This is a genomic window from Bacillus sp. FSL R5-0820 (assembly GCF_038593385.1).
GTDB lineage: Bacteria > Bacillota > Bacilli > Bacillales > Bacillaceae > Bacillus > Bacillus altitudinis.
Genome location: NZ_CP151991.1, coordinates 2,713,785 through 2,728,777, shown reverse-complemented (window position 1 = coordinate 2,728,777; position 14,993 = coordinate 2,713,785). Strand labels below are relative to the sequence as shown.

Here is a 14,993-nt window from a genome sequence, read left to right as displayed (position 1 = left end):
TTCTTTACTAAGTTCATCTGTTAAGGTTTATAATAGAAAAGCAGGTCATTCGACATACTCGAATGTTCATGTATTTTTTACATGATGGTTTTATTTTTATATGTTATTTCATGGATTTTGGAGGAATGTATCATGGTGACAACAGTGCAAAGTACTTTCCGGCAGGAAGCGCTTGCGACATTAGAAGAAGCGAATAACGTCAACCATGCTGTTTTGATAAGCTACTCCAGAAGAGTTGACGATCTGGATCCTCTTGCCTTTTTCCAAAGCGGCGAAGCGGATTTTTTAGGCGAGCGGTTTTTTTGGTCTGATCCAGAAAGCCAAATGATATTTTCTGGACTTGGCAGAGCGGCCGTGATTAAATCATCAGAGCAAGGCAAAGAACGATTCAATATCGTCCATCAAGAATGGGAGCAGCTGAAACAGCATATGTTCCATTTTCATGATGAGAAGGAGTTAAAGCAAGCGGCAGTTGGTCCGCTTTTATTTGGAGGATTTTCATTTGATCCATATGAAGAGAAGGCGCGTCACTGGGAAGCATTTGGCGAGGCTCATTTTTTTGTGCCATCGATGATGCTGACTGTTTCAAAAGAGGGCACGTTTCTAACGATCAATGAATGGAACGAGGTGGACGGGAATGTTCATCAGCTCATTCAAGAGTTAGAACAGAAAGCTTCTAATTTTGATGCATTGCCTGTCAGAAATCATGGACAAGCTGAGCTTGTTCATATGGAAGAGTTAGATGTCCAGGAATGGATGAAAGCAATCCATGAAGCGACAGAACACATTCGTGTGAACGAATATGAAAAGGTTGTTTTAGCAAGAGAAGTCTTGCTTCACTATAAAAATCAAATTGAACTCGCTCCACTATTAGCAGAATTACTAAAACATCAAACAACGAGTTATGTATTTGCTATAGAGCAGGGAAGACAAGCGTTTGTCGGGGCGACGCCTGAACGTTTAGTGAAAAAAAGCGGTGGTGAAGTCTTTTCATCTTGTTTGGCAGGTTCTATTGTACGTGGTCAAGATGAAGTAGAAGATCAGGCACTAGGTGAGGAACTGCTTCATGATGAAAAAAATTTGATTGAACATCAAATTGTCGTGAATATGATTGAGCAGGCATTTGAAGCAAACTGCCATCATGTGCATAAGCCAAATCAACCAAGTCTTTATAAAACGAAAAACATTCAGCATTTATTTACACCCATTGTGGGAGAAATCAAAAGCAGCTGTTCACTCTTTTCATTAATTGAACAGCTTCATCCAACACCAGCGCTTGGAGGATATCCTAAGGAAAAAGCGGTAGAGGTGATTCGTGAAATCGAACCGTTGAAACGCGGTTGGTATGCGGCGCCAGTGGGATGGATTGATTCTAAGGACAATGGAGAATTTGCTGTCGCCATTCGATCAGGTCTTATTGAGGAAGACCAAGTTCGTTTGTTTGCTGGATGTGGAATTGTAGAGGATTCCCTTGCAAAACAAGAGTATGAAGAAACGCAAGTGAAATTAAGACCAATGCTGTCTGCTCTTGGAGGTCGTCCTATTGAATAATCAAATCATGACAAGATATATTGGCAGATTAATGGATGAATTTGTGCAAAGTGGTGTGAAGGAGGCAGTTGTTTGTCCTGGCTCCCGTTCAACACCGCTTGCGATGCTCGCTCTTGCTCATCAAGAAATCAATGTCCATGTGTTAGTGGATGAACGGTCTGCTGCTTTTTATGCACTGGGTCTTGCGAAAGCGAGCCAAACACCAGTACTGCTCATTTGTACGTCAGGTACGGCAGCAGCTAACTTTTATCCAGCTGTTGTCGAGGCACATTATTCCCGGGTACCACTGATTGTTTTAACTGCTGATCGGCCGCACGAATTGAGGGAGGTTGGGGCACCTCAAGCGATTGATCAGCAATTCTTATTCGGTAAGTTTGTTAAATGGTTCACAGACTTAGCCTTGCCAGAAGAAAGCCAAACGATGCTGCGATATGTTCAAACTGCTGCTGCTAGGGCAAGTCACGTGTCAATGCAGGAGCCAAAGGGACCAGTTCAGGTGAATGTGCCGCTGAGAGAACCATTGCTACCTGACTTGTCTATTGATCCTTTTGATAGAGAAGAAGGAGTTGCGAACAAAGTTTTAGCAGCAGGTCAAGCTCGTCCGGATGATCGGGTTATGTCAGAATTAGTGTCTATCATGAACAAAGCGGCAAAAGGAATCATTGTTGCTGGTGAACTTCACTCGCCGGAAGAGCAGGCGTCAGTCTTACGTCTTGCAAAAGCTTTTCATCTGCCAATTTTAGCTGACCCGCTTTCTCTTTTGCGAAATGGACATGAAAGTGAAGAATACATTATAGATGCATACGATTCTTTGTTAAAAGATGAGGCATTGCAGCAGCATCTCTTGCCTGAAATGGTCATTCGTTTTGGACCGATGCCTGTGTCTAAGCCTTTATTTAAGTGGCTGGAAAAGCATGCGGAAGTGAAGCAGATTGTCGTCGATGCTGCGGGTGGTTATCGAGATCCTGGTTTAAGCGCATCATACATGATTGAAAGTCATGCAGCCTCTTTTGTAGAAGAAGTCTTGATGAGAGCGGAAAAGCGTCAGGATACATCTTATTTACGACGCTGGCAGAGTGTCAATTCTTCTTTTAGAATGCATGCAAATCAATACAATGATGAGGACCTGACATTTGAGGGAAATGTGTATCGTCAGCTGCAGCACCTTTTGCCAAAAGAGAGTGTGCTCTTTATCGGAAATAGTATGCCTATTCGAGATGTCGATACCTTTTTTGAAACGCAGTCAAAACCGTTTCGGATGATGGCGAATCGCGGAGCAAATGGCATTGATGGTGTTGTGTCCACAGCTCTTGGAACATATGCAGCCTTGAAACAACCCATCACTTTAGTCATCGGCGATTTGTCTTTTTACCATGATATGAACGGTCTTCTTGCAGCTAAGCTAATGGACATTCCGCTCACGGTTGTGTTGTTAAACAATGATGGAGGAGGAATCTTTTCTTTCCTTCCGCAGGCATCCGATGAACCGTATTATGAAAAGCTCTTTGGTACGCCGACTGGGTTGAACTTTGAGTATGCATCAAAGCTATATGGGGGAACCTATTCGAAGCCGACAACGAAAGAAGAGTTAAAAGATGTGTACTTGGCGCATATCCAAGAACCAGGTCTTCATTTAATTGAGATTGAAACTGACCGGCATTCTCGCGTGGGCAAACATCGCCAAATGATGGACGAGATATTGAGGGAAGTGAAAAAAGAATGCCTTCACTCATAATACGAATGCACGATGGTGTGGCGTATGAGGTGATAGACCATAACCCATCTGCTGAAAATGCCACGTTATGTTTACATGGCTTTACAGGGAGTGCAGCTTCTTGGGCTTTTTTGAATACTTATACAGAAAAACATACGAGATTGATTCAGGTCAGCTTGCTTGGACATGGCCGCACAGACTCACCAAAGAGTATAAGAAGATATGCAATGTACCAGCAGCTGGCAGATCTTGCTGAGATTTTAGATCAATTAAAGCTTCACAAAGTGAACATTCTCGGATATTCTATGGGAGGGCGTATTGCTTTATCATTTGCCTCCCGTTATCCAGAACGTGTAAACAAACTGATTCTTGAGAGTACATCTCCAGGGCTGAACTCTTTTAAAGAGCGGATGGCGAGGCTGAATCATGATCATCAGCTAGCTCAAAAGATCAGACATGAAGGATTAGCGCAGTTTGTGGATTTTTGGGAGAACATTCCGCTGTTTGCTTCGCAGAAATCCTTGCCAGCGGACAGGCTAACGCAACTGAGAGAGGGAAGGCTAAAAACCGATCCTAACGGGCTGGCTCGCAGCTTAGAAGGTATAGGAACGGGCTCACAGCCGTCTATGTGGGAAGCATTAAAGCAGATAAAACAGCCTGTTTTACTCATTTGCGGAACACTTGATAAAAAGTTCTGTCACATCGCCAAACGTATGCAGCAGGCGCTTGAATACAGTCAATTCACAGTAGTAGAGCATGCTGGGCATACAGTTCATGTGGAACAACCACATTTTTTTGGTAAAATAGTAAGTGAGTTTATTTTATCGCAAGATTAGAGGAGGAAATATTGATGGCTATTGAATGGCAAACTGAGCGTCAGTATGACGAAATTTTATATGAAACATATAATGGGATTGCAAAAATCACCATTAACCGTCCGCATGTACATAATGCATTTACACCAAAGACTGTAAGTGAATTAATTGATGCATTCTCACGTGCTCGCGACAATTCAGATGTTGGTGTCATTGTCCTTGCAGGTGCTGGAGGAAAAGCATTCTGTTCAGGTGGAGACCAAAAAGTACGCGGTCATGGCGGCTATGTAGGAGACGATCAAATTCCACGTCTAAACGTCCTAGACTTACAGCGTTTAATTCGTGTCATTCCAAAACCAGTTATTGCGATGGTTGCGGGCTATGCGATTGGCGGCGGGCATGTGCTTCATGTCGTGTGTGACCTTACCATTGCAGCAGACAATGCGATTTTTGGACAAACAGGACCAAAAGTGGGCAGCTTTGATGCTGGTTATGGATCTGGCTATCTTGCACGTATTGTGGGTCATAAGAAAGCAAGAGAAATCTGGTACTTATGCCGTCAATACAATGCACAAGAAGCGCTTGATATGGGACTTGTCAACACAGTTGTACCATTAGAGCAGCTGGAAGAAGAAACAGTGAAGTGGTGTGAGGACATGCTAGAAAAAAGCCCGACTGCTTTACGATTCTTGAAAGCTGCATTTAATGCGGACACAGATGGATTAGCTGGTATTCAGCAATTTGCAGGAGATGCGACTCTTCTTTATTACACAACAGATGAAGCAAAAGAAGGACGCGATTCCTTTAAGGAAAAACGGAAGCCAGACTTCGGTCAGTTCCCTCGTTTCCCTTGATTCAATGATATGGATGAAAACAGCTTAGTGCATCAGACTGAGCTGTTTTCTTTTATGAAAAGGAGGTGTCATGATGAAGCAACCCAATTGGCTGCTGCACCGTGCGTATTTAACGCCAGACCGGGTCGCACTCATTTATCAAGACAAAGAGTGGACATTTCGTGATTTAGCGAAAGATGTAGACCAACTTGCAAATCGACTGACACGTGCATCTTTTAAAAAAGGGGATACGGTTGCGATTTTAATGAACAACCATCCTCACATGGTCATGCTTGTTCACGCTTGTTTTTTATTAGGCTTCAAGATTGTGTTATTGAACAATAAGTTAACAAAAGCAGAGAGACGTTTTCAGCTAGAAGATGCGAAAGTCATGGCTTTATTAACAGAGCCTGCATATGCAAATGAGCATCATGGTGATTTACCTGTTTATACAATAGAGACTTTACCTGATGCAGATCATGATATGGAAAAGAAGGTCGTACATGATATTGATTTAAATGAGACGGCGACGATTATGTATACATCTGGAACGACAGGACGCCCTAAAGGGGTGGAGCAAACGTTTGGCAATCATTTTCATAGTGCTGTTTCCTCGGCATTGAATTTAGGGATCAGGGAGGACGACCGCTGGCTCATTGCCTTGCCTCTTTTTCATATAAGCGGTTTATCCGCTATATTTAAATCTGTCATATACGGTATGACTGTCGTGCTTCATCAAAAGTTTGATGTCGATGAAGTCAAGAATGCTATTGAACAGCATCGAGTGACGATGTTGTCAGTTGTTCAAACCATGCTGTCCCGTTTATTAAATGGACTTGAAGAATGTCCATCATCTTTGCGTTGCCTGCTGTTAGGGGGAGGTCCTGCACCTTATGCGATGCTTCAAGAGAGTAAGGAGAAAGGATTTCCTGTGTTTCAATCGTACGGTATGACGGAGACCTGCTCGCAAATTGTGACGCTTGCGCCTGAATTTAGTGTGGAAAAGCTTGGATCAGCGGGAAAGCCCCTTTTTGGTTGTGAATTAAAGATTCAAGATGAGAACCGTCCGTGTCGTCCTTTTGAGCATGGTGAAATCATGGTAAAAGGTGCAAATGTCATGAAAGGCTACCTTTATCGTCAAGAGGCAACAGCTGCTGCATTTGAGCAGGGCTGGCTGAAAACGGGTGATATTGGCTATGTAGATGAGGACGGATTCTTATTTGTGCTTGATCGGCGGTCAGACTTAATTATTTCTGGCGGAGAGAATATTTATCCAGCAGAAATTGAAGCAGTTCTTTTAACACATCCAAATGTAAAGGAAGCCGGAGTGACGGGTATATATGATGAAAAATGGGGAGAGGTACCTGCTGCCTTCCTTGTGACAGATGAGCAGATTCCGGAGAATGAGCTCTATGCTTTATGTCAGTCGCAATTAGCCAAGTATAAATGGCCCGCCGCTTTTCACTTTGTGGATGAGCTGCCAAGGAATGCGTCGAATAAATTGCAGAGGCACAGACTCAAATCAAAGGGGTTTTTAGATGATTCAAATTGAACGTGTGATCTTATATCATGTCACGATGAAACTCAAACAGCCGTTTACAACGAGCCTTGGGACCATTGCAGAGCGTGAGTTTATTATTGTCGAGGTCAAAGATCAAACAGGATTAACTGGATGGGGAGAGGTATCTGCCTTCTCTTCTCCGTGGTATACAGAAGAAACCATCGAGACCTGCTATCACATGCTGAGGGCTTTCTTTATCCCGAACGTGCTGACCCGATCTTTTACACATCCTTCGGACATACCAGACAGCTTGTACCATTTTAAAGGCAATAGAATGGCCAAAGCAGGAATTGAGGCAGCTGTGTGGGATATTTATGCAAAGCGAGAAAATAAGTCCTTACGTGACGTCTTAGGCGGTACTAGAGATAGAATTCCATCTGGTGTCGTTGCGGGGTTAGGACCAATAGATGATATGATTCAGCAAATCGAGCAGTTTGTTGATCAAGGCTATCAGCGTGTGAAAGTGAAGATTAAGCCGGGACAAGATATTGGACTTCTACAAAAGATAAGAGAGTCTTTCCCTCACCTTCCGTTAATGGCGGATGCAAACTCTGCTTATGAATTAAAGGATATTAGCAAACTGAAGCAGCTCGACGATATTCGTTTATTAATGATTGAACAACCTTTAGCCGCAGATGACATTGTCGATCATCGGCATTTGCAAAAGCATTTAAAAACACCAATCTGTTTGGATGAAAGTATTTGTTCTTTAGATGATGCGAGAAAAGCTGTAGAACTTGGAAGCTGTCAGATTATTAATGTGAAGCCTTCACGAGTTGGAGGGCTGACTGAAGCTCTTAAGATTCATGCGTTCTGCAAGGAGCAGCAGATTCCGTTATGGTGCGGGGGAATGATTGAAACAGGCATTTCTCGCGCGCAAAACGTGGCACTTGCATCACTTCCGCAATTTACGATTCCTGGGGATATTTCAGCATCGTCGAAATATTGGGAGCAGGATATCATTTTTCCTGAAATCAAAGTTGAAAATGGGTTTATTGAGGTGCCTCGTTCTCCAGGTATGGGCGTAGAAGTTGATTATCAAGCGCTTCGTTCTTTCTCAGATAAAATTGATGTGTTTACAAAACATGATTTTGTGAAATGAAAACGAATGAATAGCCATTTGCACCATCAATAGAACCACTGTATAGTTGAGGAAAGTTTTTCCTTCCTGTCTGAACAAAAAGAAAGAGCGGTCATCCGCTCTTTCTTACTCTTCTACAAGCCCGCTGTCGTAAGCAAGCTGTCCAATATACTGATGCATGTCATTGGGCATGTCGGAAACATGTCCGTATTCATAATCCCAAAGATTTAAAAAGGAGTGAGCTGCTTGATAAAATGCAGCCTCGTCCGCGTCCTGAATTTCTTCAAGAAACGTTTGAGCAAGCCGATCGTTTTTCAAAGCGAAGCGCCTCCTTTAATGAGACTTAAAGGTCTTGAGGTTTAAACGTTTTACAGTCAGTTTCTTCACTTTTCTCAGCCGTATTTCCTGTATGGCTGACGACATAAATTGCATCTGCACCACAACGATTTCCAGCATTCCAGTAGGAACAGTTGTTTACTTCACAAAGGATTTTTTGACTCATACAGATGACCTCCTTTTGAGTATGTCTTTCATCTATAATGTAACCGAAGTAAGGGGCGTTCATTCATGTTAATCTTCCTGACGAATATAACGCTTATCTTTCATAAACAATTTCCAGAAGAAGTAGAACCCAGGGAAGAGGATGATAAACCCTACAATATACGTAATAAATAATGCCCTAAATGTGACGGGATCTGTAAACCCAGACATGATGGTAATATCAGGATAGGCCATATAGGGCAAATGCGCATGTCCATACACATAGCTTGCTAAGAAATATTGAATTGTAATGGCGATAACCGCTAAACGTGGTCTCCCTTTCCGATGTTTAAAGCGACTGTTTGGTAAAAATAGAGCCAAACCTGCAAGCAAAAACATGAGTAGAGAAACAAGAAGGATCGGGATGTTCTGCATCATTTTTGTGAACAGCCAATTGGCCTCACTTCTCAGTGTGAGCATGATAAAGAAAGCCATCATGAGAGAAAGTGGACCCGTAATCAGTGCTCCTCTTCTATAAATGTTATAAGCCTCATCTTCGTTTGCAACATTAGAAAAATCAGCTAAAAGCAAAGATGAGAGGAAAAGGGTACTGAAAATCGCAAAACCTACGAAAGAATAGACATTTGCGCTTGTAAAGACCAATCCTAAATCTAATGAGTAGACATTATTCTCCTGAAAGATGAATCCACCATGTGTAATGGGGAGAACCATGATGAGAATGGACGGAATAATAAAGCCGCTAATTCCTGAAATATATGTAACGGCTTTTCTATATTTTTTAGGCAGTGAATGAGAGAAGACGAGAAATCCGCTTCGCAGTGCAAGAAGCAATAAAATAATGCTGCCGGGTATTAATAGAACAGTGCCTAGCACAAATGTTGCACCTGGAAACAGGCTAAACAAGGCAACGACGATGGCTACAATGAACACGTTAGTTACTTCCCAAGTTGGAGAAAGATACTTATTTGCGATATTTGCGGCCTTTGTCTGCTCTTTGTTCATGTAAATCATTGACCAAAATCCTGCACCGAAATCCATTGATGCCATCACTGCATAGATAAACACGAATCCCCATAAGATGGTGATTGCAATGAGTGCATCAGTTGTTACATCCATTTGCATCAAGATCGCTCCCTTTTTAAGATTCTGTTAACCGTAAGTCTTCTTCAATTGAATGTTTTCTAAAGTAGTACGTCAGTACAATCACAGTTGCGATGCCTAAAATGAGATAGACAATGGCAAAAAGGATGAAAAGTGTACCGATAGATCCTGATGATGTGACGACTTCAGAGGTTTTGAGCATTCGATAAATCACCCATGGCTGACGGCCTGTACAGGCAAAGATCCAGCCAAATTCAATCGCCAAGAGACTAAGAGGCCCGCCAAATAAATAAAGGACAAGCAGCCATTTTGGATAATGTTCGCGTTTTAAAATTTTGCGGTAAAACAGTGCTAACACAGCAAAGAAAATGAGCAATGAGCCGATAATGACCATTCCGTTAAATAGTGTGTGAATAAATAAAGGCGGCCACTCGTCTCTAGGAAAATCATTTAACCCTTTAACCACAGTATCAAAGCTATTTCCTGCAAGAAAACTAAGCGCCCAAGGGATTTCGATTGCTCCTTTGATTTCTTGCGTATTGGCATCAGTAAAACCGCCAATGGCCAGAGGCGCATGCGATTGCGTTTCAAATAAACCTTCAGCACCCGCTAATTTTTCAGGCTGATATTCATACAGAAGCTGAGCTGATTCGTGACCGTTTAAGGCTGTGAGAAAAGAGAAAAGTCCGCCTACAATCAGTCCAAGAAAAAGGGCTTTTCGATGAAAGGTATAGAGCTTTTCGTTTTTTCTTGTTTTCAACATTTTAAATGCAGCGACAGAAGCAATGACAAAAGCGCCTGTTGTAAAAGCAGACAGTACTACATGTGTAGCAGTGACAACAAAACTTGGATTGAAAAAGGCCTTCCAAGGTTCGATATTCGTTATTTCTCCATTGACCATTTGAAAGCCAGCGGGTGTTCCTTCAAAAGCATGTACGTTTGTAATGAGAATCGCTGAAGCTGCTGCACCAATGACAACGAAAATAACGGTAATGATGCGCATGGCTGGTGATAAACGATCTGCTGCGTACACATAAATAGACATAAATAGTGCTTCAATAAAGAAAGCATAAATTTCTATTTGAAATGGCAGTGACATGACCTTTCCGATGACCTCCATAAAACCAGGCCATAGAAGGGCAAGCTGCGTACCAGCAATGGTACCGGTTGGAATGGCGACCCCTAACAGAACAGCCTGCGCTTTTGTCCATCGTTTGGCCATGATGGCATAATGCGGGTCCTTCGTTTTTTGAAAGATGAGTTCAGCTAACAAAATCATTAGCGGGATGCCTACGCCAAGCGAGGCATAAATAATATGGAAGCCCATTGTTGTGCCGAACAGACTTCTAGCTAAAACGAGATCAGTCAATTTTTTCTCCGCCTTTCTTATCGCATCTCTTTTTATGGTGTTTATTATTCTCCACCATTTTTAGATTATTCTTCCTGACTAAGAAAGCTTGTTTTTTGACAAGTTGTAAAAGAGGGAGTAGAATATAATTATAAAACGTAATCGTTACGTTTTAATGATGAAGGGAGTTTTGACATTGAAAAGAGATATTCATCCAACCTCACATGAAGTTGTATTTATGGACGTAAACAGCGGTTACCGCTTCTTAAGTAGATCAACAAAGACATCACATGAGACCGTAGAGTGGGAGGATGGGAAGACTTATCCTGTCATTAAAGTAGAGACAAGCTCTGATACGCATCCATTTTATACAGGACGCCAGAAATTCGGAGAAAAAGGCGGCAGAGCGGAGCAGTTTAAGAAAAAATATCAAATGTAAACAAAGAAACACACCTGATCATGGTGTGTTTTTTTGTGCAGTAAAAAACCCCGGCTGATCGCTCGAGGTTCATGAATTCATTCAACATTTAAAGCTGTTTTTAATGTGTTTAAATTTTGTTTCATTAAGCTGACATAGCTTTCGCCATTTTTAGCATCATCTTCTGTAATGGATTCTAGATTTTTCAGTGTAAGGCTTTTTGCCCCAATTTCACTGCGAATCGTATCTGATACTTTACTGCTGACGTTATTTTCAAAAATGACATACTTGATGTGATGCTTTTCTGCCTGTTGTACGATATTTTCAAGCTGTTTTTGGGAAGGCTCTTCAGAAGCAGAGAGTCCTAGTACACTGATTTGCTCAATGCCATAGCGCTTTTCCCAGTAGCCGTATGCTGCGTGAGAAACAAGAATTTCTTTATGTTTTGCTTTAGATAACGTTGTTTTGAATTCCTGATCTAACGATTGTAATTCTTTTTTTAGTGATTCATAGTTTTTTGTGTATTCGTCTTTATGATCTGGATCTAGTGAAACAAGTGTGTCTTTAATGTTTTTTGCCATTTGCTGTGCATAAACAGGATCTAGCCATGCATGGGGATCTTTATCTCCGTGGTCGTGTCCATCATGGTCATGATCTTCACCTTCATGATCGTGATCATGGTCCTCACCTTCTTCATGAGCATGTTCTTCTTGTGTTGATAATAGCTTGATGCCTTCGGCTGCTTTCACTGTTTTCACGCCTTGGTCTTTTAATGTAGAAGCCGTTTTATCAGCAAATGCTTCAGCGCCTGTTCCGCTGTAAATAAAGGCATCTCCTTCAGCCATTTCAACCATCGTTTTTGAACTTGGTTCAAAGCTGTGTGCATCTGCATTGGCAGGGTACACACTTTGAGCGTTCACGTGAGAGCCGCCAATTTTTTCAGTGAAATCTTGAATAGGGAAGATCGTCGTGTAAATGGTTAATTTCCCGTCTGCTTTTCCTTTTGAAGCATTTGTCCCCGCACTGCTTGAGCAAGCGGCAAGACCGACCGCTAATAAAGCAGCTGTTAAAATAAAAAAGATTTTTTTCATCTAAGAATGTCTCCTCTCAACCTATTAGATAGAAATGATTACGATTTAATGTCCTGAGTTATTGTATCGTAATAATTACGATTTGAAAAGAGGAAAATAAAAAATTTTCATCAGAAGATGTTTCCTCTAAAAAAATAGACGTCAAAACGTGACGAAATTTAAAACATTGTGCTATATTTATTTTTAAAAAAAGAAAAAGGAATGGACAAACTTATGAAACTTTTAGACGAAATCATCGAGTACAATCAACAATTTTGCGAAGAGAAGCGATATGAAGAGTTTACAACAACGAAGTTTCCACAGAAAAAAGCTGTCATTCTATCATGTATGGATACAAGACTTGTTGAACTGCTTCCGCGCGCCATGAACATGAAAAATGGCGATATTAAAATTGTCAAAAGTGCTGGCGCTCTCGTTTCTCACCCATTTGGAAGTATTATGCGAAGCATTTTAGTGGCTGTTTATGAATTGAATGCTGACGAAGTTTATGTGATCGGGCACCACGATTGCGGGATGAGTAAAATAGACAGCCAAACCCTATTAAATAAAGCCGTTGAGCGCGGTATTCCCGAAAAACGAATTGAAGTACTGGAATACTCAGGGATCGATTTTCAACAGTGGCTCAAAAGCTTTAGCTCAGTTGAAGATAGCGTGAAGGACAGTGTGTCTGTCGTTAAAAATCATCCGCTTCTTCCATCTGATGTGCCTGTGCATGGTCTAGTGATTGATCCTGGGACAGGTAAGCTTGACTTAGTTGTCAACGGTTATGAAGAAAAGTAAGTTATTTTTCCTTTTTAGGTGGGACGGGATCCATGCCTCCAGGATGCAGCGGGTGACATTTTAAAATTCGCTTGATTGTGAGCCAGCCGCCTTTTAAAGCGCCATGCGTTTTGATCGCCTCTAGCCCATAGTTTGAACAGGTGGGATAAAACCTGCAGCTCGGCGGTGTCAGAGGGGAAATGCATTTTTGATAAAAGCGAATGATGCCGATAAAAATTTGTTTCATAGAGGTTCCTCCTTGTCTGTCTTTTCACAGTATAAGAAAAAAGGACAAGGAAGGGAAGTTTTATAAACTAAACTGGTCGGAGCAATATGTTATAATATAGGAAATTGCAATTATAGGAGTGGTGATTAATGCCTTCAGTTGAAAGCTTTGAACTTGACCATAATGCTGTAAAAGCACCTTACGTTCGTCATTGCGGCGTTCATAAAGTGGGATCAGATGGGGAAGTGAACAAATTTGATATCCGTTTTTGTCAGCCGAACAAGCAGGCAATGAAACCTGATACGATTCATACATTAGAGCATTTACTTGCGTTTAATATTAGAACACACTCAGAGAAATACGATCATTTTGATATCATTGATATTTCTCCAATGGGTTGCCAGACTGGCTACTATTTAGTTGTCAGCGGTGCACCGACACCAAGAGAGATCGTTGAACTGCTTGATGCAACATTCAAAGATGCAGTGGAGGTAACAGAAATTCCTGCTGCAAATGAAGAGCAGTGCGGTCAAGCGAAGCTTCATGATCTTGAAGGAGCAAAACGTTTAATGCGTTTCTGGCTGTCTCAGGACCAAGAAGAGCTATTAAAAGTATTTGGATAATTAGCAAGATGATGATGAACCGGACATATTGAATGTCCGGTTTTTTACATGAAATGAAACGGGAGCTGTTAAAATAGGGGATATTTGTTAAAATGGACATGTCAGTAAAAAAGGGGGATACACGAATGCGGAAAATGGTAGGAATCATTTTGATGCTCGCATTACTTAGTGCATGTGGAAACTCGGCAGCGAGCAATGACAAGGGAGAAGTGCCTGAGTTATTAGAAGTCAAACTAACAGGGCCGGAGCAAGTGGAGAAAAATGAAAACGTTATCGTAAAAGCAGCTGTCACATATGGTGATACGCCTGTTGATGATGCAGATGATGTTGAATTTGAAGTGTGGAAAGATGGCGACAAGGATAACAGCAAGATGATTCAGCCAAAGAAAAAGGAGAAAGGTGTATATGAATTGCATACAGCCTTCAAAAAAGATGGCCTTTATATCATACAAGTCCATGTGACAGCTAAACAGCAGCATAATATGCCGAAGACAAACATCCATGTAGGTGATGTGAAAAAAGAGAGTTCATCTACTGAAGAAGAAGATACCTCACATCATTGAAAGCGGTTTTATTTTGGGTTAGGACGTTGGTTTGGTTCAGCATCCTGTGGTGAATCGACTTTATGCTTGTAATCATAAGCCTTTGATGTCGTCCACAGTGATAAAAAGACAACGATTGAGATAATGATAAAGCTGATAATCCCAAGTAACAGCATCTAACTCCCTCCTTATTTCCATATTAACATATATTTCATGCGGTCAAAATAGAAGAAAATGATGGCAGGTTTCAGTATAATAAAAAAAGGGTAATCCCATACTAAACGCAACTACATAAGGAGGAATCAACATGTCTGAAAAATTATTAAACGTCGTCAATAAACAAGTAGCAGATTGGACTGTGCTTTACGTAAAATTACATAACTATCACTGGTATGTAAAGGGAAAAGACTTCTTTACACTCCATGAAAAATTCGAGGAATTATATACAGAAACAGCCACTTATATCGATGATTTGGCTGAACGTATGCTCGCATTAAATGGACAACCTGTTGCGACAATGAAAGAGTGCTTAGAAATTTCTAGCATTCAAGAAGCGGAAGGCAATGAATCAGCCGAGCAAATGGTGAAAAATCTGTATGATGATTTCTCTAATATTGCAGAAGAACTTAAGCAAGGCATGGAGCTGGCTGCAGAAGTTGGCGATGAAACAACAGGTGATATGCTGCTTGCGATTCATCAATCCATTGAAAAACACAACTGGATGCTCAAAGCATACTTAGGATAAGCGAATGTGAAAGGAATGTCGATCATCAAACAGATCGGCATTCTTTTTTTGTGGATTTGTGACAGACAGCCCATTGAATTGATG

At 41.4% G+C, this 14,993-nt stretch carries 18 protein-coding genes; 11 read left to right on the top strand and 7 right to left on the bottom strand.

The genetic code is table 11. The annotated features are described in order from the left end of the window. The first annotated feature begins 132 nt into the window (after positions 1-132). From NST15_RS14065 to menC, 6 genes are all read left to right on the top strand, one after another. Positions 133-1,551, top strand: a complete 1,419-nt coding sequence (locus NST15_RS14065) for an isochorismate synthase MenF (RefSeq protein ID WP_017358381.1) — start codon at positions 133-135, stop codon at positions 1,549-1,551. Then, on the top strand, positions 1,544-3,286 hold the full coding sequence (gene menD / locus NST15_RS14060) for a 2-succinyl-5-enolpyruvyl-6-hydroxy-3-cyclohexene-1-carboxylic-acid synthase (protein ID WP_058213944.1): 1,743 nt from the start codon (positions 1,544-1,546) through the stop codon (positions 3,284-3,286). Before NST15_RS14065 ends, menD begins: the two co-directional genes overlap by 8 nt. Next, on the top strand, positions 3,271-4,101 hold the full coding sequence (gene menH / locus NST15_RS14055; protein ID WP_058213943.1) for a 2-succinyl-6-hydroxy-2,4-cyclohexadiene-1-carboxylate synthase: 831 nt from the start codon (positions 3,271-3,273) through the stop codon (positions 4,099-4,101). Before menD ends, menH begins: the two co-directional genes overlap by 16 nt. Before the next feature lie 14 nt (positions 4,102-4,115). Then, on the top strand, positions 4,116-4,934 hold the full coding sequence (gene menB / locus NST15_RS14050; protein ID WP_008342913.1) for a 1,4-dihydroxy-2-naphthoyl-CoA synthase: 819 nt from the start codon (positions 4,116-4,118) through the stop codon (positions 4,932-4,934). A 70-nt stretch (positions 4,935-5,004) separates the two neighbouring features. Beyond that, positions 5,005-6,465, top strand: coding sequence for an o-succinylbenzoate--CoA ligase (locus NST15_RS14045; protein ID WP_342498602.1), 1,461 nt, complete (start codon positions 5,005-5,007; stop codon positions 6,463-6,465). After that, positions 6,452-7,576 carry an o-succinylbenzoate synthase gene (menC, locus tag NST15_RS14040; RefSeq protein ID WP_058213941.1) on the top strand — a complete coding sequence of 375 codons (1,125 nt, stop codon included), beginning with the start codon at positions 6,452-6,454 and terminating at the stop codon, positions 7,574-7,576. Before NST15_RS14045 ends, menC begins: the two co-directional genes overlap by 14 nt. A 105-nt stretch (positions 7,577-7,681) precedes the next feature. Here menC and NST15_RS14035 read toward each other — a convergent pair whose 3' ends face one another. The 4 genes from NST15_RS14035 to NST15_RS14020 form a co-directional block, all read right to left on the bottom strand. Then, complete coding sequence (locus tag NST15_RS14035; protein WP_017358376.1) at positions 7,682-7,873, bottom strand: hypothetical protein; 192 nt, start codon at positions 7,871-7,873, stop codon at positions 7,682-7,684. 25 nt (positions 7,874-7,898) lie between these two features. After that, on the bottom strand, positions 7,899-8,057 hold the full coding sequence (locus NST15_RS14030; protein ID WP_008360682.1) for a DUF1540 domain-containing protein: 159 nt from the start codon (positions 8,055-8,057) through the stop codon (positions 7,899-7,901). Positions 8,058-8,125: 68 nt separating this feature from the next. Next, complete coding sequence (locus NST15_RS14025; protein ID WP_169476099.1) at positions 8,126-9,172, bottom strand: cytochrome d ubiquinol oxidase subunit II; 1,047 nt, start codon at positions 9,170-9,172, stop codon at positions 8,126-8,128. A gap of 22 nt (positions 9,173-9,194) precedes the next feature. Then, on the bottom strand, positions 9,195-10,526 hold the full coding sequence (locus tag NST15_RS14020) for a cytochrome ubiquinol oxidase subunit I (RefSeq protein ID WP_035391038.1): 1,332 nt from the start codon (positions 10,524-10,526) through the stop codon (positions 9,195-9,197). Positions 10,527-10,701: 175 nt separating this feature from the next. Between NST15_RS14020 and NST15_RS14015 the strand changes: the two genes are divergently transcribed. Beyond that, positions 10,702-10,944, top strand: a complete 243-nt coding sequence (locus tag NST15_RS14015) for a type B 50S ribosomal protein L31 (RefSeq protein ID WP_017358374.1) — start codon at positions 10,702-10,704, stop codon at positions 10,942-10,944. Positions 10,945-11,021: 77 nt separating this feature from the next. Here NST15_RS14015 and NST15_RS14010 read toward each other — a convergent pair whose 3' ends face one another. Further along, on the bottom strand, positions 11,022-12,014 hold the full coding sequence (locus NST15_RS14010) for a zinc ABC transporter substrate-binding protein (protein WP_025207846.1): 993 nt from the start codon (positions 12,012-12,014) through the stop codon (positions 11,022-11,024). A gap of 213 nt (positions 12,015-12,227) precedes the next feature. Here NST15_RS14010 and NST15_RS14005 point away from each other — a divergent pair, with 213 nt between their 5' ends. Next, complete coding sequence (locus NST15_RS14005; RefSeq protein WP_019743673.1) at positions 12,228-12,794, top strand: carbonic anhydrase; 567 nt, start codon at positions 12,228-12,230, stop codon at positions 12,792-12,794. Position 12,795: 1 nt separating this feature from the next. On the opposite strand, the gene yidD is transcribed toward NST15_RS14005, so the two are convergent. Beyond that, complete coding sequence (gene yidD / locus NST15_RS14000; protein ID WP_008342933.1) at positions 12,796-13,020, bottom strand: membrane protein insertion efficiency factor YidD; 225 nt, start codon at positions 13,018-13,020, stop codon at positions 12,796-12,798. Between the two features lie 128 nt (positions 13,021-13,148). On the opposite strand from yidD, the gene NST15_RS13995 reads away from it, so the two are divergent. Together NST15_RS13995 and NST15_RS13990 are read left to right on the top strand one after the other, a co-directional pair. Then, complete coding sequence (locus NST15_RS13995; protein WP_008342935.1) at positions 13,149-13,622, top strand: S-ribosylhomocysteine lyase; 474 nt, start codon at positions 13,149-13,151, stop codon at positions 13,620-13,622. A gap of 125 nt (positions 13,623-13,747) precedes the next feature. Continuing rightward, positions 13,748-14,185 carry a FixH family protein gene (locus NST15_RS13990; RefSeq protein WP_058213940.1) on the top strand — a complete coding sequence of 146 codons (438 nt, stop codon included), beginning with the start codon at positions 13,748-13,750 and terminating at the stop codon, positions 14,183-14,185. An 8-nt stretch (positions 14,186-14,193) separates the two neighbouring features. Here NST15_RS13990 and ytzI read toward each other — a convergent pair whose 3' ends face one another. Next, entirely contained in the window at positions 14,194-14,340 is a 147-nt protein-coding gene (gene ytzI / locus NST15_RS13985; protein WP_017358370.1) for a YtzI protein, read from the bottom strand. 131 nt (positions 14,341-14,471) lie between these two features. On the opposite strand from ytzI, the gene NST15_RS13980 reads away from it, so the two are divergent. Beyond that, positions 14,472-14,909, top strand: a complete 438-nt coding sequence (locus NST15_RS13980; RefSeq protein ID WP_025207844.1) for a Dps family protein — start codon at positions 14,472-14,474, stop codon at positions 14,907-14,909. The last annotated feature ends 84 nt before the right edge of the window (positions 14,910-14,993 follow it).